The organism is Streptomyces sp. NPDC102283, from assembly GCF_044766265.1.
GTDB lineage: Bacteria > Actinomycetota > Actinomycetes > Streptomycetales > Streptomycetaceae > Streptomyces.
Genome location: NZ_JBIWLQ010000004.1, coordinates 307,086 through 327,229 on the forward strand (window position 1 = coordinate 307,086; position 20,144 = coordinate 327,229).

A 20,144-nucleotide genomic window follows, 5' to 3' on the forward strand; every position below is an offset into this window, starting at 1 on the left:
GCCCTTGGCCTTCCGCCTTTCCCGGGGCCCGGTCAGCGCCTGCTCAGCGCCCGGTGAGCACCCGCACGGCACCCGGTACGCAGGTGGCGGTGAGCGGCAGCGCGCCCAGCGGTTCACCGTCCGCGTACGCCGTGACCCCGTCCGCCGCCAGCTCGATCGAGGAGACCCGGCGCACGGTGACGGCGGGGTGGCCCAGGTGCGTGCCCCGGTAGACCTTGGGGAAGACCTTGAGGAGCGTGGTACGGGTGCACCGCCCCACCACGGTCACGTCGAAGAGCCCGTCGTCCATCTCGGCGCCGGCGCAGATCCGCATGCCCCCGCCGTACGTGGTTCCGTTGCCGACCGCGATGAGGGTGGCCTCGATCTCGGTGGTCTCTCCCCCGTCGAGCCGGATCCGGTACGGGATAGGCCGGAAGGCGGCCAGTTCGGCGAGGATCGCGAGGTCGTACTTGAACCGGCCGCCGACGAAGCGCATCCGGTTGCCCCGGTCGTTGACCCGGGAGTCGAAGCCGGAGGCGAGGACCGAGCCGAACCAGCGGTCACCGACCCGTCCGAGGTCGATGTCGCGGTGACCGCCCTCCTTGAGTGCCCGCGCGGCCAGCCGTCCGGCGGCGGCCGGGTCACGTATCGGCAGCCCCAGCGCGCGGGCGAAGTCGTTGCCGGTGCCGACGGCGACGACGCCGAGCGGGGTGGCGGTCCCGGCGACGGCCTGGAGGGCGAGGGACATCAGCCCGTCCCCGCCCACGGCTATCAGCGCCCCGGTCCCCGCCGCGACGACCCGGCGAGCCCGGCACAGGGCGTCGTCGGCGTCCTCGCCGAGCACCGTACGGACGGAGAATCCGGCGTCCCGCAACGCGGAAGCGGCCGGCTGCGCGGCATGCGCGCCCCGGCCGCGTCCTGCGGTGGGATTGACGAAGAGGGTGATCTCGCTGGTCACCCTTGCGGACCCTACAAGGTCAGGTGATGTCGTCGTAACCGTTCAGCCGGTGCGGTGCGCGACCGTCCGTCTCGCCGGACGCCTGCCCCGGAAGTGCGGCGCGGGAGCCGGAGACGCTCTCGATGCCGCCGACGGGCTCGGGCGTCAGATCGAGATCCGAGGCCTCGTCGTCGCTGAGCTCGGCGTCGGGGTTCTTGCGGTTGCGCCGCTTGTCGTTGAGCAGGGAGAAGCCGACGGCGATGAAGTAGAGGACCGCGAGCGGACCGGCGAGAAGCAGCATGGAGACCGGTTCGCCGCCGGGGGTCGCGATGGCCGCGAAAGCGGTGAGGCCCACGATCATCCCGCGCCACCAGCCGAGCATGCGCTTGCCGGAGACGACACCGGTCATGTTCAGCGCGATGAGGAGCAGCGGCAGTTCGAAGGCGAGGCCGAAGACGATCACCATGCGGACCAGCAGATCCAGATAGCTGTCGAGCTCGATCTGGTTCTGCACGTTCTCGGGGCTGAACCCGAGCATGATCTCGGCGGTCTGCGGCAGGATCGCGTACGCGAGGTAGGCGCCGGAGAGGAACAGGGGCGCGCCCACGACGGCGAAGGCGTAGGCGTAGCGCTTCTCGCCCTGGTGCAGTCCGGGGGCCACGAAGGCCCACAGCTGGTAGAGCCAGACCGGGGTGGCCAGCAGGACGCCGGACATCAGGGCGACTTTGAGGGCGTTGGTGAACGGGGCCAGCAGGGTGTTGGTCTTCAGCAACGCGCAGGGCTTGCCGTTGACGGCGACGACGACGCCGTCCTTGCACCCGACGGATTCGAGGAGGGGGCGCAGAAGGAAGTCGTAGATCTCCTTCTGGAAGAACGCTGCCACGATCGTCACCACGACGATCGCGAGCACGGCTTTCAGCAGCCGGTTACGCAGCTCACGCAGGTGATCGAGGAGGGGCATCCGCCCCTCGTCGTCCTTCTCCTGCTTGCGGGCAGACTTGAGCAACCCACTTCCCTCGTCTCGTGCGGCGGCTGTCGGCGGAGCGCGTCGGCTGTCAGCTCTGGGTGGTGGGCTTGGCCTCGCTGACCGGGCGGGAGCTGGTGACGTCTCCCGGAGCGGCCTGGATGGTGCGCGCGGTGGTGGACTGCGGGGGCGTCGGGTCCTCGACGGTCTCCGTCGTGGGCGCCGCGGTCGTCGCGTCGTCCTTCTTCATGGCCTTGGCCTCGCTCTTGAGGATGCGGGCCGACTTGCCGAGCGAGCGCGCCATGTCGGGAAGCTTCTTGGCACCGAAGAGCAGCAGGATGACAGCGATGATCAGAACGATCTCGAGGGGCTTCAGATTGCCGATCATGTGCGACTTCCTTCTCACTGAGGCGGCTGGAGGTGGGCTCACTATCCGTTCGACCGGGCGTATGTCCGATCGTTGCGCTTGGCAGCGATCGTAACCCGCAGGGGTAAACGCGAGGCAATGCGCGTGCGTACTCCCGATTGCGACCCGCACCTCCCTGCCTGGGCCGACCCATGCAGCGTACCCTCCGGTGCTGTCGAACATCAGGCCCCCGGGTCCGCTATCGCAGGCCTTCGCCCGTGGTCGCGAGGCGGGTCGCCGCCCGTTCGAGGTCCTCCGAGGCCTGGTTGATCCGCTCCGTGGTGACCGTGACCTGACGGCCGAGGCGCTGGGCCTCGACGAAGACCTTGACGCCGAGCACACCGAGCACGGCGATGCCCAGGAATCCCAGGGCGATGGCGAGCATGGGCCAGAACATACGGCGGTGCCTCTTCCTACGGGCTTCCTACGGGGCTGTCCGACGGGCGGCTGCGGTCGGGGCGCTACAGGGCGGTGTGCAGGCGCAACGTCCGTACGCCGCCGCCGGTGAGCAGTTCGATGATGCGCTCCCCGGCGGGCTTGCGGACCGAGGCGCCGCACTCGGGGCAGGTGAAGGTGTAGAAGGTGGTGCGGCTGGTGGCGCCGATGGCCAGGCGCAGCGCCGCGGCGGCCAGCTCGAATCGCCCGCGGCAGTCGGGGCAGGCGGCCCGGAAGCGTACGGCGGCGGGCACGGGCACCGGGACGGGTCCGGCGCCGGGCAGGGACACCGGGCGGATTCCGGTGGCGGCGGCCGGAAACAGGTGCGTCCGGTTCATCGTTGTCTCCCCTCCTCGGGTCTCAGACAGTGTCCTCGTAGGCGGCGAGCGCCTCGCGGGCGGCCTCGCGGGCGCTGTCCGCGAGTTCCGGCGGGGCGACGATGCGGCCCTCGCCGCCGAGGCGCAGGGCGAGCCGGCGCAGGGAGGCCGGGTCCGGGGTGCGCAGGGTGATCCGCAGGCCGCCGTCGGGAAGCTCCTCGGCGGAGTCGTGCGGGTAGTACTCGGCGACCCAGCGGCCGCCGGTGCCGACCTCGACGACGACTTCCGGGTCCTCGGCGGCGGGCTGGACCAGCCCCGCGGACAGGTCGCGCAGCTCCAGCTCGGGCGGGGCGGCGGGCGCGTCGAGGAGGCGGATCTCGGCGACCCGGTCCAGCCGGAAGGTCCGGCGGGCCTCGGAGAGCCGGCACCAGCCCTCCATGTAGGTGTGGCCGACGGCGAACAGCCGGATCGGGTCGACCTCGCGCTCGGTGAGTTCGTCGCGGGCGGGCGAGTAGTAGCGCAGCCAGAGCCGGCGGCGCTCCGAGATGGCCCGGTCGACGTCGGCGAAGACACCGCCCTCCGCCTCGAAGGTCACCGAGAGCCGGGAGCTGGCCGCCCCCGACTCGCCGGCGGCCGTCTCCAGCTTGGCGGTGGCGCGGACGAGGGCGAGCCGGTCGCTCTCGCGCAGTCCGGGCAGGGTGGCGACGGCGCGGGCGGCGACGAGCAGCGCGGTGGCCTCGTCGGCGGCGAGGCGGAGCGGCTCGGCGACGTCGTCCGGGTTGTGCCACCAGATCCGGTCGCCGTCGGTGTCGATGTCCAGGAGGTCGCCGCCGCGGAAGCTGGTGCCGCACATGGGCAGGACATCGAGGTCCGAGATCAGCTCGTCCTCGGTGATCCCGAAGGCCCGCGCCACGTCCTGGACGTGGGCGCCGGGGCGCTCGCGCAGATACGTCACCAGGGACAGCATCCGGCGGGTCTGGTCGATCGCGTTCGTGGCCATCGTTTCCCTGCCCCTAGTCCTTGGCCACGGCGCGGAGCCGGTCCACCACATCGGCCCGCAGATCGGCGGGTTCCTCCACGACGACGTCCGGGCCGAACTCGACGAGCCAGGCGTCGAGACCGTGCCCGTACGGGATCTCCAGCTCGTCCCAGCCGTCGCCGCGATCCCTCACTGTTATCGCGCGCGACCGCAGCGGGTAGCCGGCTCCGGCGCGCAGCGTGATCCGGGCGGTACGGGTCGCGGTCTCGCCGGCCCAGCTCTCGACGGTCTCGCGGACGGTGACGACGTCGGGCACCTCTGCGCTGAAGGCCCCGGCGCGGGAGCGGACCTTACCGGTGATGCGGGAGAGCCGGAAGACGCGTTCGGCGCCGCGCTCGCGGTCCCAGCCCGCCAGATACCAGTGGCCGCGCCAGCATTCGAGGGTCCAGGGTTCGACCTGGCGGTGCTCGGGGCGGGCGGAGTTGGCCTTGCGGTAGTCGAAGGTGACGGGTCGGCGGTCGCGGCACGCCAGCATGAGGGGCTCGAAGGCGGCCTCGTGGACGGGGATGCGGGGTTCGAGGGCGCTGTGGACCTCGTAGGCGTCCTCGGCCTCCGGCATTCCGGCGGCCCGCAGTTTCTGGAGGGCGCCGCTGGCGGCTCCGGCGAGGCGGGCCTGCTGCCAGACCTTGGCGGCGAGGCCGAGGGCCGCGGCCTCCTCGGCGTCCAGGGTGATGGGGGGCAGCCGGTTGCTGTCGCGGCGGGCGAGGTATCCGGTGTCGCCGTCGAGGTTCTCGACGGTCTCGATGACGAGGCCGAGCTCGCGCAGATCGTCCTTGTCGCGCTCGAACATCCGGTTGAAGGAGTCGTCGGAGCCCGCTTCGAGGTAGGCCTCGATGGATCCGCGGAGTTCGCGCTTGCTGAGCGGGCGCCGGGTCCCCAGCAGGCACAGCGCGAGGTTCATCAACCGCTCGGCCTTGGCAATCGCCATCGACGCCCTTTCTCTTGTTGCTCTACGACCGTCGACCGTACCGCCCCGGGGTGTGGGGACCAAAAGGCGGTCCGCCTACCGGAGAGCGATGACAGGCCCGCCGGAGAACGGTGAGGGCCCCCGCCGTGCGGCGGGGGCCCTCATTCGTACGACCGGAACCGATCAGACCGCGACGAGGTCGCAGACGAAGATCAGCGTCTCGCCCGGGGCGATCTTGCCGCCGGCGCCGCGGTCGCCGTAGGCGAGGTGCGCGGGGATGATCAGCTCGCGGCGACCGCCGACCTTCATGCCCTGCACGCCCTGGTCCCAGCCGGAGATGACCTGACCGGCACCGAGCTGGAACTGCAGCGGGGTGCCGCGGTTCCAGGAGGCGTCGAACTCCTCGCCGGTGGAGAAGGCCACGCCCACGTAGTGGACGGAGACGGTCTGACCCGCCTGGGCCACCGCGCCGTCGCCCTCCCAGATGTCCTTGATCTGCAGGTCGGCCGGCGGCTCGCCACCCGGGAAGTCGACCTCGGGCTTCTCGATGCTCACTGAACTGCTCCTCTAAATGATGAACTGGACAACCGGGACAGTGTTACACCTTGGCGAGGATGTCCACGGCGAAGACCAGGGTGGAGTTCTTCGGGATGGCCTGCTGCTGCTGGTCCCCGAAGGCCTGGTCCGGCGGGATGACGAGCAGTACCCGGCTGCCGACCTTCTTGTCGACCAGGCCGTTCTTCAGGCCCTTGAGGGTGACCTGGGACAGCGGGAAGGTCTGGGTCTTGCCCGTGGTGTACGTGTTGTCGAACTCCTTGGCGCCCTTCCAGATCATGCCGACGTAGTTCACGACGACACTGTCGGACTCCTTGACGACCTCGCCGTCGGACTCCAGGACGTAGTTGGAGACGAGCTTCTTCGGCGGGTCGCCCTTGGGGATGGTGACCGTGGGGGCCTTGCCGTCGGTCTTCACGCCGACCTTGGGCAGGTCGACGTTGTCCTGGGCGACCTCGGTGCCCTTGGCGGAGGCCGGGATCTGGGTGGCCTTCAGGATGTCGACGACGAACACGAGCGTGGCGTTGGGCTTGATGTCGCCCTGGCCCTGCTCGCCGTAGCCGAGCTCCGGCGGGATGACCAGCTCGACGCGGCTGCCGACCTTCTGGCCGACCAGGCCCTTGTCCCAGCCCTGGATGACCATTCCGGCGCCGAGCGTCAGATCGAAGGGCTGCTTGCGGTCGAAGCTGTTGTCGAAGGGCTTGGTGGAGTCCCACGCCTGACCGAGGTAGTTCACCTGGATCGCGTCGCCGTTCTTGAGCTTCGCGCCGTCCCCCTCGCTGAGGACCTCGGTCTTCAGCTCCTTGGGCGGGTCACCCTCCCCCTTGGAGAGGGTGGGCTTCTCGCCGAACTTGGCGCCCGCGGTGATCGCGGGGACGCCGTTCTTGGACGAGGCGGAGTCGGAGGCCTTGTCGTCGCTGCCGCACGCCACTGCCGACAGCAGCAGGAGGGGGGCGAGAAGAAGGCCGGCAATTCGGCGCACTGGTTCCTCAGATCTCAGGGGGCACGGTCAATGGGTCCCGCAACACTCTAGGCCCTTCGATCCGGTTGGGGCCGGACACCGCACGGACGGCCCCGGCCCCCAGGACCGGTGGGTCCTGGGGGCCGGGGCCGTGGCGCGGTGACGCCGGCTCACATGCCGGCGATCAGCTTCTCCACCCGCTCGTCGACGGAGCGGAACGGGTCCTTGCACAACACCGTGCGCTGCGCCTGGTCGTTGAGCTTGAGGTGGACCCAGTCGACGGTGAAGTCCCGCCGCTGCTCCTGGGCCCTGCGGATGAAGTCGCCACGCAGCCTCGCCCGGGTGGTCTGCGGGGGCACCGACTTGCCCTCGAAGATCTTCAGGTCATTGCAGATGCGGGCGGTCTGCCCCTTGCGCTCCAGGAGGTAGAAGAGGCCTCGGCGACGGTGGATGTCGTGGTAGGCGAGGTCTATCTGGGCGACCCGCGGATTCGACATGGTCATGTTGTGCTTGGCCCGGTACCGCTCGATGAGCTTGTACTTCATGACCCAGTCGATCTCGGTGCCGATCCGGTCGAGGTCCTCGGCCTCGATCGCGTCCAGGGTGCGGCCCCACAGCTCCAGGACCTGGTCGACGGTGCCGGTGCGGATGCCCCGGCGCTCGACGAAGTCCACGGCCTTCTCGTAGTACTCCCGCTGGACCTCGATGGCCGAGGCCTCCCGGCCGCTGGCCAGGCGCACCTTGCGCTGCCCCGTGAGGTCGTGGCTGACCTCGCGGATCGCCCGGATCGGGTTCTCCAGGGTCAGGTCGCGCATCACCGTGCCCGCCTCGATCATGCGGAGCACCAGATCGGTGGCGCCGACCTTGAGCAGCATGGTCGTCTCGGACATGTTCGAGTCGCCGACGATGACGTGGAGGCGGCGGTACCGCTCGGCGTCGGCGTGGGGTTCGTCGCGGGTGTTGATGATCGGCCGGGAGCGGGTGGTCGCGGAGCTGACGCCCTCCCAGATGTGCTCGGCACGCTGGCTGACGCAGTAGACCGCGCCACGCGGGGTCTGGAGCACCTTGCCCGCACCGCAGATCAGCTGCCTGGTGACGAGGAACGGAATGAGGATGTCCGCGAGCCGGGAGAATTCTCCGTGGCGGGCGACGAGGTAGTTCTCGTGGCAGCCGTAGGAGTTTCCCGCCGAGTCGGTGTTGTTCTTGAAGAGATAGACGTCGCCCGCGATTCCCTCCTCGTGCAGGCGGCGTTCGGCGTCGACGAGCAGGCCTTCGAGAATGCGCTCGCCCGCCTTGTCGTGCGTGACCAGTTCGGTCACGTTGTCGCATTCGGGGGTTGCATATTCCGGATGCGATCCCACGTCGAGGTAGAGGCGGGCGCCGTTCCGCAGAAAGACATTGCTGCTGCGGCCCCATGACACAACACGGCGGAAGAGGTAGCGCGCCACTTCGTCAGGTGACAGTCGGCGCTGTCCCCTGAACGTGCACGTGACGCCGTACTCGTTCTCCAGCCCGAAAATGCGGCGGTCCATGACTGAACATTACGCCTTATGGCCTGAGCTGAAACCGGGTTCGACGGCTCCGTTTCGATCATTTTCCGATCCCGTCACGACGGCGGGCGTACGGGAGACACTCCCGAGGACCCTCCCGGTGGCCAGCAGGACGATCAGGGCCGCCACTCCACCGGCCCCCGCGACGGCGAAGCTCCAGGCGGTCGAGCCGAGTTCGACGGCCGGTCCGGCGACGGCCGTACCGGCCGCCGCGCCTACGCCGAACGTGGTGACGAGCCAGGAGAACGCCTCGGTCACCGTGCCGCGCGGGGCGTGCCGGTCGACCACGATGAAGGAGCAGGCGATGGCCGGCGCGAGGAACACCCCGGCGAGGGCGGCGAGGGCGGACATGACGGGCACCGAGGGGGTGAGCGTCAACGGCAGATAGCCCAGAGCCAGCAGCCCGACGATGACCCGCAGCCGCTTCTCGGGCGCACCGGCCCACTCCCGCGCCCCGTAGGCGAGGCCGCCGATCAGCGCGCCGAGGCCGAGTGCGGCCATCAGCCACCCGTACACCGATTCCCTGCCGTGGTCGTCTGCGTACGCCACCCCTGCCACCGTGATGGAGCCGAGGGCGAGCCCGACGAAGAAGAACGCCCCGAGCAGGGCGAGGAGTCCGGGCGAGCGCAGGGCGCCGAGCCAGTGCGCCTCGCGGGGTGCGGAGCGCCAGGTGCGCGAGGGCTCGGACAGGACGACCGAGAGGGCGCCGAGCACTCCGATGGCGTTGATGACGAGCAGCGCGGCGGCCGGTGACCAGAGCGAGACGAGCAGGGTCACCAGGAGCGGGCCGACGGTGAACATGATCTCCTGCGCCACGGCGTCCATGGCGTAGGCCCGGTGCACCTGGCCCTCGCCCTTCAGGACGCTGGGCCACAGGGCCCGCAGGCCGCCCTCCAGCGGCGGTGTGGCCACCCCGGCGATGACGACGGCGAGGTAGGCCAGCGGGAGTGAGGAGAGCCCGGTGAAGGCCAGCAGGGACATGCCGAGCGCGGAGAGAACGGCGGCCGGGGGCTGGACGCGCGGTTGCCCGTGGAGGTCGACCGCCCGGCCGAGCAGCGGTTGCCCGACGGCGGTGGCCAGTCCGTAGGCGGCGGCGAGCGCGCCGGCCAGCGTGTAGCTGCCGCCCTCCGCCCGGGTGAACAGCACGATCGCGATGTGCGCGGTGCCGTTGGGCAGCCGCCCCACCAGGGTGCCCGTCAGCAGCCGGGCGGCATGCCGCGCCCGGAGGATGTCCAGATATCCCGCGGCCATGTCCGCCCCTCTCCGCCCCGACCGGCTGCGCCGCCCTGAGGTGTTACGTATAACGTCGAGGTTCATACGTACCATGTGCGCAGTTCGCGGGTCCACCTCGCGGCGTTACGGAAACATCTCGCACGGAGGCACGAGTGACCAGCGCGCAGCAGCCCGTCCCCGCCCGGCCCACCAGCCGCGACGTGGCCCGTGCGGCGGGCGTCTCACAGGCGACGGTCTCCCTGGTGCTCGGCGAGAAGTGGCCGGGCAGGGTGTCGGAGACGACGGCCCAGCGGGTCCGGGACGCCGCGGCGGAGATCGGCTACCGGCCCAATCTGGCGGCCCGCAGTCTGCGGCTCGGCCGCACCAGGACCGCACTGCTGGTGGTGCCCGCGCTCACCAACGAGTTCTTCGCGCGGGTGTACGCCGGGGCGGCGGCGCTCGCCGCCGAGCACGACTTCGGCGTGGTGCTCTACCCCTCGCCCGACGGCACGGGCCCGGCCCGCGACCCGTTCGCCTCGGCCCGCGCGGCGCTCGACGGGGTCATCGCGTCCTCGATGGCCGCCGACGCGCTCGGTGCGCTGCACGGGGCGGATCTGCCGCTGGTGATGCTGGACAGCGATCCCTCGGACACCGGGCCCGCCGCCCATGTGAACCTCGACATCGCGGACGGGATGCGGCAGGTGACGGACCATCTGCTGCGACTCGGCCACCGCCGCTTCCTGCATCTGGCGTCCGCCGTGGACACCTGGACGTTCGCGGTGCGCGCCGAGGCGCTGCACGAGGCGCTGGGGGCGGCGGGAGACGCGACGGTGCGCACGGTGCGCGCCCCGCTGGACGTGGGGGCGGGGCGCGCGGTGGCCGAACAGGCCCTGTCGGCCGGCGGAGGCCGGCCCACCGCGATCGTCTGCGACGACGACGTCCTGGCCGCCGGCGCCTGCAAGGCGGCCCGCAGGCTCGGGCTGCGAGTGCCGGACGAGCTGTCGGTCACCGGATTCGACGACCTGGCGCTGGCCACGGCGCTGGAGCCGGAGCTGACGACGGTGCGGCTGCCGGCGGAGCGGGTCGGACAGCGGGGCATGGAGGCGCTGCTCGCGGTGCTGGACGGCCGTCCCGTCGAGCGGGGCGGTCTGCCGGTCCGGCTCGTCGTACGCGGCTCCACGGCGCCGCCGCCCGCCGCCCGGACATGACGGCGCCCCCGGGCCAAGACCCGGGGGCACGACGCCCCTGGGGGCGCCGCTCGTCTACTTCTCCGTCTCCTCCGTGGAGTCGGGGCTGCTGTCGGTGGCGTCCGTGCTGTCGCCGTCCTCGGTGTCGGACGGGGCGTCCGTCGGCGTGCTGCCGGCGGTCTCCGTGTCCAGCAGCCGGGCCAGCTGGCGGCCGACGATCCGCTTGAACTTGCGCTGCTGGGGGCGGGTGCGGTCCAGGACCGCCACCTCCAGCCGCTCCGCTGGGATCTCCCGCTCGCCGCCGCCCGGCTCCCGCGAGAGCGCCTGGACCGCCAGCTTGAGCGCCTCGGCCAGCGTCATGCCGTCGCGGTGGCGCTGGTCGAGGAAGGTGCTGATCTGCTCGGAGTTGCCGCCGACCGCGACCGAGCCGTGCTCGTCCACGATGGAACCGTCGTGCGGCAGCCGGTAGATCTGGTCGCCCTCGGCCGCGCTGCCGACCTCGGCCACCACCAGCTCCACCTCGTACGGCTTCTCGGCCGCACTGGAGAAGATGGTGCCGAGCGTCTGGGCGTAGACGTTGGCCAGTCCACGGGCCGTCACATCGTCCCGGTCGTAGGTGTATCCGCGCAGATCGGCGTAGCGCACGCCGCCGATGCGGAGGTTCTCGTACTCGTTGTACTTGCCGGCGGCCGCGAAGCCGATCCGGTCATAGATCTCGCTGAACTTGTGCAGTGCACGGGACGGGTTCTCGCCGACGAACACAATGCCGTCGGCATACTGCAGCACAACGAGGCTGCGACCACGGGCGATGCCCTTGCGGGCGTATTCCGCCCGGTCGGCCATGGCCTGCTGGGGTGAGACATAGAACGGCGTCGACACCGGCTATCCGTCCCTTTCTGTCAGTGACGAGTGCGTCGGGAGGCTGGGGTCAGAGCAGCGCGGCGCGCGGGCCGTCGGGCTGCTCGAGTCGGCGTTCCAGGATGGAGCGCGCGATCTCGGAGGACTCCTGGTCGGTCAGCCTCCGGAAGCCTTCGTCGGTGATGACGGTGACGATCGGGTAGATGCGGCGGGCCACGTCGGGGCCGCCGGTCGCCGAGTCGTCGTCCGCTGCGTCGTACAGCGCCTGCACGACCAGGGTGAGGGCCTGCTCCTCCGTCAGGTCCTCGCGGTAGAGCTTCTTCATCGCGTTGCGGGCGAAGATCGACCCGGAGCCGGTGGCCGCGTAGCCGCTCTCCTCGCTGCGGCCGCCGGTGACGTCGTAGGAGAAGATGCGGCCCTTCTCGCGGTCGACGTCGTAACCGGCGAAGAGGGGCACCACGGCGAGGCCCTGCATGGCCATGGCGAGGTTGCTGCGGATCATGGTGGAGAGGCGGTTGGCCTTGCCCTCCAAGGAGAGCTGGGCGCCCTCGACCTTCTCGAAGTGCTCCAGCTCCAGTTGGAAGAGCTTGACCATCTCCACGGCCAGTCCGGCGGTGCCGGCGATGCCGACCGCGGAGTACTCGTCGGCCGGGAAGACCTTCTGCATGTCGCGCGAGGCGATCATGTTGCCCATGGTGGCGCGCCGGTCGCCGGCCAGGACCACGCCACCGGGGAAGGACGCCGAGACGATGGTCGTCCCGTGCGGCGCCTCGATGGCCCCCTGGAGCGGCGGCAGGCTCCGGTTGCCCGGGAGCATCTCGGGCGACTGGTCGGACAGGAAGTCCATGAACGAGGACGAACCCGGCGTCAGGAAGGCAGCTGGTAGACGCCCGGTGCTACGAGTGTTGGCTTCCACGCGTTTCCCTCCAGGTATGCGATGGCCCTGCGCGAGAGAGTCAGGATCATCCCCCGACTTGCCGATGGCCGAATTGCCGTTGAAGCAAGTACGTACGCCACGGACCCTACCCGCCCGGCGGGAGTGATCCACATGTTCGGAGGGGGTTATCCGCACCGATCCGGCGGGACCGGAAACCGGCCCCCGGAGCGGCGGGCGGGGTGACGACGCACGCCGTGGCGAACGCCGTCACCCCCACTCCCCCGTTGTCCGCGCGCGTGTCCGCGTGAGCACCCGGAGCACATCCGGGCGTTCACACCGATGAACTACTGTCCACCCTTTTGAACGAAGGACCGAACGAAGTCCTCGGCGTTCTCTTCGAGCACGTCGTCGATCTCGTCCAGGACCGAGTCGACGTCGTCGCTCAGCTTCTCCTGGCGCTCCGCGAGGTCCTCGGACGCCTGCGCGTCCTGCGCCTGCTCCTCGACCTCCTCGGTGGGACGTGTCGCCTTCTGCTGTCCGCCGCCGGTGTCCTTGGTCGCCATGTAGCTCACCCCGCTCGGTTCGAAGCAATCGAAGCTCTTGATCAGACCCTACCCACGGGGTCCGACATTTGACCCGGTAGTTGATGCAACGCCCGCGCCTCAGGTGATTGATTCCCAGCCCGGAGGCCTTTCAGCCGCCCGACAGGGCCCGGACCAGCTCCTCCGCCGTCCGGCAGCGGTCCAGCAGGTCCTTGACGTGCTCCTTCGTGCCGCGCAGCGGTTCCAGGGTAGGCACCCGCTGGAGGGAGTCGCGGTCCGGCAGGTCGAAGATCACCGAGTCCCACGAGGCCGCCGCCACGTCGTCGGCGTACTGCTCCAGACAGCGCCCGCGGAAGTAGGCCCTGGTGTCCTCCGGGGGCTTCGCACGGGCCCTGGTGACCTCGTCCTCGTCCAGAAGGCGCTTCATCTTCCCGCGGGCCGCCAGGCGGTTGTAGAGGCCCTTGTCGGGCCGTACGTCCGCGTACTGGAGGTCCACCAGATGCAGCCGGGGCGCGTCCCAGTCCAGCGCGTCACGGCGGCGGTAGCCCTCCATGAGCTCCCGCTTGGCGATCCAGTCCAGCTCGCCCGCCAGGCTCATCGGATCGGTCTCCAGCCGGTTGAGGGTGTCCTCCCAACGGGCCAGGATGTCTTTGGTCTGCTCGTCGGCGTCCGCGCCGTACCGCTCGTCGACGTACTTGCGGGCCAGCTCGAAGTACTCCATCTGGAGCTGGACCGCGGTGAGCGTCCGGCCGTTGCGGAGCGTGATCAGCTGGCGCAGGTCCGGGTCGTGGGAGACCTTATGCAGGGTGCGCACGGGCTGGTCGACCGCGAGGTCGACGTTGATGAAGGCGTCCTCGATCATGGACAGCACCAGGGACGTGGTGCCGAGCTTGAGATAGGTGGAGATCTCCGAGAGGTTGGCGTCGCCGATGATCACATGGAGCCGGCGGTACTTCTCGGCGTCGGAGTGCGGCTCGTCCCGGGTGTTGATGATGGGGCGCTTGAGCGTGGTCTCCAGCCCGACCTCGACCTCGAAGTAGTCGGCGCGCTGGCTGATCTGGAAACCGTGCTCGTTGCCGTCCTGACCGATGCCGACCCGGCCCGCGCCCGTGACGACCTGGCGCGAGACGAAGAACGGCGTCAGATGGCGCACGATGTCCGAGAACGGCGTCTCCCGCTGCATGAGGTAGTTCTCGTGCGTGCCGTAGGAGGCGCCCTTGTTGTCGGTGTTGTTCTTGTAGAGGTGGATCGGCTGCGCGCCGGGGATCGCGGCCGCCCGCTCGGCCGCCTCCGCCATGATCCGCTCGCCGGCCTTGTCCCAGAGCACCGCGTCGCGCGGATTGGTGATCTCCGGGGAGCTGTATTCGGGGTGCGCGTGGTCGACGTACAGCCGGGCGCCGTTGGTGAGGATGACATTGGCCAGGCCGATGTCCTCGTCGGTCAGCTGACTGGAGTCGGCGGTCTCCCGGGCGAGGTCGAAGCCTCGCGCGTCACGCAGCGGGTTCTCCTCCTCGAAGTCCCAGCGGGCTCGGCGCGCCCGGTGCATCGCCGCCGCGTAGGCGTTGACGATCTGGGACGAGGTGAGCATGGCATTGGCGTTGGGGTGGCCGGGGACGGAGATCCCGTACTCCGTCTCGATGCCCATTACTCGCCGTACGGTCATGCGGCCCTCCTTGCCCGGCGTCGGCCCCTTCCGGGGACGACGCTCAAGTACCGCTGCTGTGTCCGGTGCGTGTGCGGTGCCCGTCACCGCACTGCGCGACTCGGCGGTACCGCAGAGCCTAGAGCGCCTCCGCGCCGGTGGGGAGCTCCATTACGACATTGCTCCGGCACGGCCGGAACGGGGGAATGAAACCGGCTGCGGAGGCCCCTGGGGGCTTCCGCAGCCGGTCCGCGTATTACAGGTACTGGCCGGTATTGGCCACCGTATCGATGGAGCGCCCGGTGTCCGCGCCCTGCTTTCCGGTGACGAGTGTGCGGATGAAGACGATCCGCTCACCCTTCTTGCCGGAAATCCTGGCCCAGTCGTCCGGGTTGGTCGTGTTCGGAAGGTCCTCGTTCTCCTTGAACTCGTCCACGCAGGCCTGCAGGAGATGAGCGACCCGCAGTCCCTTCTGGCCCTGTTCCAGGAATGCCTTGATGGCCATTTTCTTTGCCCGGTCGACGATGTTCTGAATCATCGCGCCGGAGTTGAAGTCCTTGAAGTAGAGGACTTCCTTGTCGCCGTTGGCGTAGGTGACCTCCAGGAAGCGGTTCTCCTCGGACTCCGTGTACATCCGCTCCACGACGGACTGGATCATGGCGTGGGCGGCGGCCGGCCGGGAGCCGGTGTGCTCGGCCAGGTCGTCCGCGTGCAGCGGGAGCCCCGGGGTGAGGTACTTCGCGAAGATGTCCTTCGCCGCCTCGGCGTCCGGACGCTCGATCTTGATCTTCACATCGAGACGGCCGGGGCGCAGGATGGCGGGGTCGATCATGTCCTCGCGGTTGGAGGCGCCGATGACGATGACGTTCTCCAGGCCCTCCACACCGTCGATCTCGGCGAGCAGCTGCGGGACGATGGTGTTCTCCACGTCCGAGCTGACGCCGCTGCCGCGGGTGCGGAAGAGGGACTCCATCTCGTCGAAGAAGACGATGACGGGGGTGCCCTCGCTCGCCTTCTCCCTCGCACGCTGGAAGACCAGGCGGATGTGCCGTTCGGTCTCGCCGACGTACTTGTTGAGGAGTTCGGGGCCCTTGATATTGAGGAAGTAGCTCTTCCCCGTGGGCTGCCCGGTGACCTCGGCGACCTTCTTGGCGAGCGAATTGGCGACGGCCTTGGCGATGAGGGTCTTGCCGCAGCCGGGCGGGCCGTAGAGCAGGATGCCCTTCGGCGGGCGGAGTTCGTGCTCCTTGAAGAGGTCGGGGTGCAGGTACGGAAGCTCGACCGCGTCGCGGATCAGCTCGATCTGGTCGCCCAGGCCGCCGATCTTGTCGTAGTCGATGTCCGGGACCTCTTCGAGGACGAGCTCCTCGACCTCGCTCTTGGGGACCACCTCGTAGACGTAACCCGACCTGGAGTCCAGGAGCAGGGCGTCGCCGGAGCGGATGGTGATGTCCAGCAGCGGCTCGGCGAGCCGCACCACCCTCTCCTCGTCGGTGTGCCCGACCACCAGGGCGCGCTCGCCGTCCTCAAGGATCTCCTTGAGGGTGACGATGTCCCCGGCGCGCTCGAACTGCATGGCCTCGACCACGTTGAGCGCTTCGTTGAGCATGACCTCCTGGCCACGCCGGAGCTCCTCGAGCTCGACACTGGGGCTGACGTTCACCCGGAGCTTGCGGCCCCCGGTGAAGATGTCGCACGTGCCGTCCTCGTTGGCCTGCAGGAAGACGCCGAAGCCGGCTGGCGGCTGCGCGAGCCGGTCGACCTCCTCCTTGAGGGCCACGATCTGGTCACGCGCCTCGCGGAGCGTGTTGGCGAGCCGCTCGTTCTGCGCGGACACGCCTGCCAGGTTCGTCTGCAACTCGACGATCCGCTCTTCGAGAATCCTCGAGTGACGCGGAGAGTCGGCGAGCTTACGTCGCAGGACGGCGATCTCCTGCTCGAGATAGGCAACCTGGCCGGCTGGGTCCTCTGACCCTCGCGCGGGCCGGATGCCGCGGTTGATGTCGTCGTCGTGGGCTGCCACGGTCCTCACCTCCTCCATGGGGAGCTGGACGCTTCCTGACCCTACCTGGGTGGGTGGTGATTGAAACCCCTAGATCACAAAGACTGCGGGGCGTGTCCGATCTTCACCCTTGCGCTCTCCCTCACGTCAAGGGAATACCCACCCTTCGGCACCGGAAAGCCGCCGGTTGTATCGTCGAACTGTTCAACACCCGTCAGGGCTCGCTCCAATTGGTTCAGATACGCAGGAACGGCAGGACACATGACCGTGCAGCAGGACTCGCCGGGCGACAGTGACACCCAGGACCTGGAGGTCTGGATCGACCAGGACCTCTGTACGGGCGACGGCATCTGTGTGCAGTACGCCCCCGACGTCTTCGAGCTGGACATCGACGGCCTGGCCTATGTGAAGAGCGGCGACGACGAGCTCCTGCAGAGCCCGGGGGCGACCACTCCGGTGCCGCTGCCGCTGCTCAGGGACGTCGTCGATTCGGCCAAGGAGTGCCCCGGGGACTGCATCCACGTGCGGCGCGTCAAGGACAGCGTCGAGGTGTACGGACCCGACGCCGACTAGCCGGTACGGGGGCTCGTGCCCCGGCCTCGGCCGGAGCCCCGCGGAGCGCGCTCAGACGCTGCGCGCGAGGTCCCCGGAGGTGCGGACGAACGCCTTCCCCTTCCATCGCCAGGATGCCTGTTCCTCCTGGTCGGGGCAGCAGCGGGGCACGTCGAGCGAGGAGTAGCCGAGCAGGGTCGCCGAGACGAGGCCGTCGCGTACGGCGAAGTCCCCGACGGTCTTCCTGTCAGCGGGGTCCACCAGGGTCGCCACGACCCGGGGTGCGGCCCCGCCGCTCCGTGTCAGGACGTAGATGCCGCCGGGCGGGGTCCCCGATCCGGCGGCGCAGTGCACCACGGCGACGGTTTCCGGCCGCCCGTCGCCGTCGAGGTCCCCGGAGGCCTTCTTCGCGACGGTCGTCCCCGCGCCGCCGCACTCCAGCGGGAACTCCACGCCGGCCGGGTCCGGGGCGGGCACCGGGGCGCCGTGCTGTGTGGTGGTCCGCTGCTCGGGGGCCGTGGCGGTCGCGGTGGCCGTACGGGGCTGGAGCAGCCCGGCCAGCGCCACGACTCCGGCCATCGCCGCGGCCGTGGCGAGCCAGTGCACCGGCTTGGTGGCGGTGTGGGCGAGATCCGGGAGCGCGGGGGTCTGCACGCGGTACGTCTCCTGATGGTTCCTGGAAGCCCGGTGAGGGGGTGGGGGCACCTCCGAGGGGTTGCCGGCATCGTGCCACACCTCACATCCGGGCGGAACGGCGGGGGCAACGAAAAGGCGCCGCCGCGCAGTTCCCCGGTCGGTCGGGGAAGTGCGCGGCGGCGCCGGTGCGTTGGACGGCTCAGCCGCGGTCGGCGGCGGGGCCGCCACGGCTCTGGCTGCCGGGTCCGTCGTAGTCGTCGCCGTAGGCGCCCTTGGACGGGCGGCGGCGGCGGAGCGGCGGCTCGACGCCGTCCGCGAGGCGGCGGGCGGTGACCAGGAAACCGGTGTGGCCGATCATCCGGTGGTCGGGGCGGACGGCGAGGCCCTCCACGTGCCAGTTGCGGATCATCGACTCCCAGGGCTGCGGTTCGGCGAAGCAGCCGATCTCGCGGATGGACTCGACGGTGCGCGAGAGCTGGGTGGTGGTGGCGACGTAGGCGCAGAGGATGCCGCCGGGCACCAGGGCCTTGGAGACGGCCTCCAGGCACTCCCAGGGGGCGAGCATGTCGAGCACGACGCGGTCGACGTCGGTGTCGGAGAGGTTGTCCTGGAGGTCGCCGACGGTCAGCTGCCAGGCCGGGTGCGGGGAGCCGAAGTAGCGCTCGACGTTCTGCTGGGCGATCTCGGCGAAGTCCTCGCGGCGCTCGTAGGAGTGCAGCATGCCCTGCTCGCCGATGGCGCGCAGCAGGAAGGTGCTGAGCGAACCGGATCCGACCCCGGCCTCCACGACGCGGGCGCCGGGGAAGATGTCGGCGAAGGCCAGGATCTGCCCCGCGTCCTTGGGGTAGACCACGGCGGCGCCGCGGGGCATGGACAGGACGTAGTCGGGGAGCAGGGGGCGCAGCGCGAGATAGGCGACGTTTCCCGTGGTGCGGACAACACTGCCCTCGGGAGCACCGATCAGCTCGTCGTGCGGGAAAGAACCCTTGTGGGTGTGGAAGTTCTTTCCGGCTTCGAGCGTGAAGGTGTAGTGGCGGCCCTTGGGGTCGGTGAGCTGTACCTGGTCCCCGACCTTGAAGGGCCCACGTCGGCGGGCGGCACCGGTCGGTTCAGACATGTGACCAGCCTACCGGTGATTCCCGGGCCGCCGACCGCCCGGGCCGCACCGGCCGACGGCCCGGGAGCGCTGTCAGGCGCCGGGGCGGGCCATGGCCTTGACGAAGGCGCGCTCGACGTCGGAGGTGGAGAGGACTCCGTAGATCTCGCCGGTCTCCTCGACGACCAGGTATTCGGTGGCGGGAGTGGCCTTGAGCCGGTCCAGGAGGGCCTCGCCAGCCAGTTCCGCGGGGACCTTCATGCCGTCGGTGAGGTCCTGGGCGAGGCCGCTGACGGCGACCCAGGGGCGGCGGTGCTCGGGGACGCCGACGATGGCGGCCTCGCGGACGACGCCCTTGGGGTTGCCCTGTCCGTCGACGACGACCAGGGCGCGGGCGCCCGCCTCGTTGGCCCGGCGGAGCGCTTCGGAGAGCGGGGTGGCGGACTCGACGGGGACGGCCCGGCGGGTCAGGGTGCGGGCCCGGAGGTCGGGCAGGTGCTCGCGGAGGCGGGCCATGCGCAGGCTGTTCCCGGCACCGGTCCAGATGATGCCCGCGAGGATCGCGGCGAGGAGCGCGTCCATGACGGTCTCGACCCCGCCGATGTCCTGGGCGGTGCCTCCCAGCGCTCCGGTGTGGGTGAGCAGCGGCAGTCCGACGAGGACGACGACGGCGAGGCCGCGGCCGACCCAGGCGGCGGCGATGGTGCCGCTCATGGGCTTGCCGGTGATCTTCCAGACGACGGCGCGGAGCATCCGGCCGCCGTCCAGCGGCAGGCCCGGCAGCAGGTTGAAGGCGGCCACGATGAGGTTGGAGATCATCAGGCCGGCGACCAGGACGCCGGGGACCGTGCCGGGCTCGACGAACTGCATCGCGCCGTAGAAGACGCCGCCGAGGACCAGGGACAGGAGCGGTCCGACGAAGGCGAGGACGAACTCGCGTCCGGGTGTCTCGCTCTCCTTCTCGATCTCCGAGACGCCGCCGAAGAACTGGAGCTGGATACGGCGGACCGGGAGCTTGTAGCGCAGCGCGGCGACCGTGTGGGCCAGTTCGTGGACGAGCACGGAGGCGTAGAAGGCGATGGCGAAGAACAGGGCGACGAGATAGCGTGCGGCGCCCAGCTCGGGCAGCACGCGGTCGAGCTGGCCGCCGAACACCCAGGTGATCAGGGCGGCGACGACGAACCAGCTGGGGGCGACGTAGACGGGCACGCCGAAGGGCCGGCCCATGAGCAGGCCGCCGCCCGGCTCCGCGGGGCGTTTCGGCTTGTCGTTGTCGGGATCGGTGCCGGGGGCCGTTCCCCCTGCGCCGGGCTGCGGCCGCCCGCTGTCGCCGCTGTCGTCCACGGGGTCCCTTCGGTTCGGTGAGTGGCGTTGGCCACGATCATGCAGTGTGCGAGGGTCTGCCGTCGATGGTATGCCGCTCGCTGTCAGTGGCGGGCCGTAGGGTCTTCAGACATGACTTCCGTGCCGCGGCCGCCCCGGCCGCCTTC

General features: G+C 70.2%; 21 protein-coding genes and 1 pseudogene. 2 read left to right on the top strand and 20 right to left on the bottom strand.

The genetic code is table 11. From position 1 onward, the window contains the following. Window positions 1–43: 43 nt before the first annotated feature. The 11 genes from ACIRJT_RS10650 to ACIRJT_RS10700 all read right to left on the bottom strand — a co-directional run bounded on the left by ACIRJT_RS10650 (window position 44) and on the right by ACIRJT_RS10700 (window position 9,301). Window positions 44–937: a diacylglycerol kinase gene (locus tag ACIRJT_RS10650; protein WP_403907165.1), complete on the bottom strand. Its 894-nt coding sequence runs from the start codon at window positions 935–937 to the stop codon at window positions 44–46. A 19-nt stretch (window positions 938–956) separates the two neighbouring features. Next, a complete protein-coding gene (tatC, locus tag ACIRJT_RS10655; RefSeq protein WP_403907167.1) occupies window positions 957–1,922 on the bottom strand; it encodes a twin-arginine translocase subunit TatC in 966 nt (321 codons plus the stop codon). Between the two features lie 49 nt (window positions 1,923–1,971). Continuing rightward, complete coding sequence (tatA, locus tag ACIRJT_RS10660) at window positions 1,972–2,268, bottom strand: Sec-independent protein translocase subunit TatA (RefSeq protein WP_215102847.1); 297 nt, start codon at window positions 2,266–2,268, stop codon at window positions 1,972–1,974. A gap of 217 nt (window positions 2,269–2,485) precedes the next feature. Further along, complete coding sequence (locus ACIRJT_RS10665) at window positions 2,486–2,683, bottom strand: hypothetical protein (RefSeq protein WP_403907170.1); 198 nt, start codon at window positions 2,681–2,683, stop codon at window positions 2,486–2,488. Window positions 2,684–2,747: 64 nt separating this feature from the next. Then, a complete protein-coding gene (locus tag ACIRJT_RS10670; protein ID WP_403907172.1) occupies window positions 2,748–3,059 on the bottom strand; it encodes a hypothetical protein in 312 nt (103 codons plus the stop codon). 22 nt (window positions 3,060–3,081) lie between these two features. Next, a complete protein-coding gene (locus ACIRJT_RS10675; RefSeq protein WP_403907174.1) occupies window positions 3,082–4,038 on the bottom strand; it encodes a helix-turn-helix transcriptional regulator in 957 nt (318 codons plus the stop codon). Between the two features lie 13 nt (window positions 4,039–4,051). Continuing rightward, window positions 4,052–5,005, bottom strand: a complete 954-nt coding sequence (locus ACIRJT_RS10680) for a helix-turn-helix transcriptional regulator (RefSeq protein ID WP_403907176.1) — start codon at window positions 5,003–5,005, stop codon at window positions 4,052–4,054. Window positions 5,006–5,167: 162 nt separating this feature from the next. Beyond that, complete coding sequence (locus tag ACIRJT_RS10685) at window positions 5,168–5,539, bottom strand: FKBP-type peptidyl-prolyl cis-trans isomerase (RefSeq protein ID WP_371622569.1); 372 nt, start codon at window positions 5,537–5,539, stop codon at window positions 5,168–5,170. A 43-nt stretch (window positions 5,540–5,582) separates the two neighbouring features. Continuing rightward, a complete protein-coding gene (locus ACIRJT_RS10690; protein ID WP_397922755.1) occupies window positions 5,583–6,521 on the bottom strand; it encodes an FKBP-type peptidyl-prolyl cis-trans isomerase in 939 nt (312 codons plus the stop codon). A gap of 149 nt (window positions 6,522–6,670) precedes the next feature. Beyond that, on the bottom strand, window positions 6,671–8,032 hold the full coding sequence (gene pafA, locus ACIRJT_RS10695) for a Pup--protein ligase (RefSeq protein WP_398359648.1): 1,362 nt from the start codon (window positions 8,030–8,032) through the stop codon (window positions 6,671–6,673). 9 nt (window positions 8,033–8,041) lie between these two features. Then, entirely contained in the window at window positions 8,042–9,301 is a 1,260-nt protein-coding gene (locus ACIRJT_RS10700; protein WP_403907180.1) for an MFS transporter, read from the bottom strand. Window positions 9,302–9,435: 134 nt separating this feature from the next. Here ACIRJT_RS10700 and ACIRJT_RS10705 point away from each other — a divergent pair, with 134 nt between their 5' ends. Then, window positions 9,436–10,470: a LacI family DNA-binding transcriptional regulator gene (locus ACIRJT_RS10705; protein ID WP_403907182.1), complete on the top strand. Its 1,035-nt coding sequence runs from the start codon at window positions 9,436–9,438 to the stop codon at window positions 10,468–10,470. A 54-nt stretch (window positions 10,471–10,524) separates the two neighbouring features. Here ACIRJT_RS10705 and prcA read toward each other — a convergent pair whose 3' ends face one another. From prcA to arc, 6 genes and pseudogenes are all read right to left on the bottom strand, one after another. Beyond that, window positions 10,525–11,328: a proteasome subunit alpha gene (gene prcA, locus ACIRJT_RS10710; RefSeq protein ID WP_403907185.1), complete on the bottom strand. Its 804-nt coding sequence runs from the start codon at window positions 11,326–11,328 to the stop codon at window positions 10,525–10,527. A gap of 49 nt (window positions 11,329–11,377) precedes the next feature. After that, complete coding sequence (gene prcB, locus ACIRJT_RS10715) at window positions 11,378–12,223, bottom strand: proteasome subunit beta (protein WP_265602519.1); 846 nt, start codon at window positions 12,221–12,223, stop codon at window positions 11,378–11,380. After that, window positions 12,175–12,367, bottom strand: a pseudogene (locus ACIRJT_RS10720) (endonuclease domain-containing protein); the annotation flags it as partial. The pseudogene ACIRJT_RS10720 and the gene prcB, both read right to left, overlap by 49 nt. A gap of 161 nt (window positions 12,368–12,528) precedes the next feature. Beyond that, entirely contained in the window at window positions 12,529–12,747 is a 219-nt protein-coding gene (locus ACIRJT_RS10725) for a ubiquitin-like protein Pup (RefSeq protein WP_403907188.1), read from the bottom strand. 130 nt (window positions 12,748–12,877) lie between these two features. Continuing rightward, window positions 12,878–14,389: a depupylase/deamidase Dop gene (gene dop, locus ACIRJT_RS10730; RefSeq protein WP_403907191.1), complete on the bottom strand. Its 1,512-nt coding sequence runs from the start codon at window positions 14,387–14,389 to the stop codon at window positions 12,878–12,880. 235 nt (window positions 14,390–14,624) lie between these two features. Then, the gene (gene arc / locus ACIRJT_RS10735; protein ID WP_403907194.1) at window positions 14,625–16,391 is read right to left on the bottom strand and encodes a proteasome ATPase; all 1,767 of its coding nucleotides are present in this window, start codon (window positions 16,389–16,391) and stop codon (window positions 14,625–14,627) included. A gap of 240 nt (window positions 16,392–16,631) precedes the next feature. Between arc and ACIRJT_RS10740 the strand changes: the two genes are divergently transcribed. Next, complete coding sequence (locus ACIRJT_RS10740) at window positions 16,632–16,943, top strand: ferredoxin (protein WP_403907197.1); 312 nt, start codon at window positions 16,632–16,634, stop codon at window positions 16,941–16,943. A gap of 51 nt (window positions 16,944–16,994) precedes the next feature. Here ACIRJT_RS10740 and ACIRJT_RS10745 read toward each other — a convergent pair whose 3' ends face one another. From ACIRJT_RS10745 to ACIRJT_RS10755, 3 genes are all read right to left on the bottom strand, one after another. Then, window positions 16,995–17,576, bottom strand: a complete 582-nt coding sequence (locus tag ACIRJT_RS10745) for a hypothetical protein (RefSeq protein ID WP_403907200.1) — start codon at window positions 17,574–17,576, stop codon at window positions 16,995–16,997. A 181-nt stretch (window positions 17,577–17,757) separates the two neighbouring features. Next, a complete protein-coding gene (locus ACIRJT_RS10750) occupies window positions 17,758–18,675 on the bottom strand; it encodes a tRNA (adenine-N1)-methyltransferase (protein WP_265602514.1) in 918 nt (305 codons plus the stop codon). Window positions 18,676–18,747: 72 nt separating this feature from the next. Continuing rightward, entirely contained in the window at window positions 18,748–19,998 is a 1,251-nt protein-coding gene (locus tag ACIRJT_RS10755) for a site-2 protease family protein (protein WP_403907203.1), read from the bottom strand. Window positions 19,999–20,144: the final 146 nt, after the last annotated feature.

Coding starts and splice junctions, on each gene's coding strand:
- ACIRJT_RS10750 (WP_265602514.1), bottom strand. CDS start 18,675: ATGTCTGAACCGACCGGTGCCGCCCGCCGACGTGGGCCCTTCAAGGTC.
- ACIRJT_RS10675 (WP_403907174.1), bottom strand. CDS start 4,038: ATGGCCACGAACGCGATCGACCAGACCCGCCGGATGCTGTCCCTGGTG.
- ACIRJT_RS10700 (WP_403907180.1), bottom strand. CDS start 9,301: ATGGCCGCGGGATATCTGGACATCCTCCGGGCGCGGCATGCCGCCCGG.
- ACIRJT_RS10680 (WP_403907176.1), bottom strand. CDS start 5,005: ATGGCGATTGCCAAGGCCGAGCGGTTGATGAACCTCGCGCTGTGCCTG.
- tatA (WP_215102847.1), bottom strand. CDS start 2,268: ATGATCGGCAATCTGAAGCCCCTCGAGATCGTTCTGATCATCGCTGTC.
- ACIRJT_RS10670 (WP_403907172.1), bottom strand. CDS start 3,059: ATGAACCGGACGCACCTGTTTCCGGCCGCCGCCACCGGAATCCGCCCG.
- pafA (WP_398359648.1), bottom strand. CDS start 8,032: ATGGACCGCCGCATTTTCGGGCTGGAGAACGAGTACGGCGTCACGTGC.
- ACIRJT_RS10725 (WP_403907188.1), bottom strand. CDS start 12,747: ATGGCGACCAAGGACACCGGCGGCGGACAGCAGAAGGCGACACGTCCC.
- dop (WP_403907191.1), bottom strand. CDS start 14,389: ATGACCGTACGGCGAGTAATGGGCATCGAGACGGAGTACGGGATCTCC.
- ACIRJT_RS10665 (WP_403907170.1), bottom strand. CDS start 2,683: ATGTTCTGGCCCATGCTCGCCATCGCCCTGGGATTCCTGGGCATCGCC.
- ACIRJT_RS10740 (WP_403907197.1), top strand. CDS start 16,632: ATGACCGTGCAGCAGGACTCGCCGGGCGACAGTGACACCCAGGACCTG.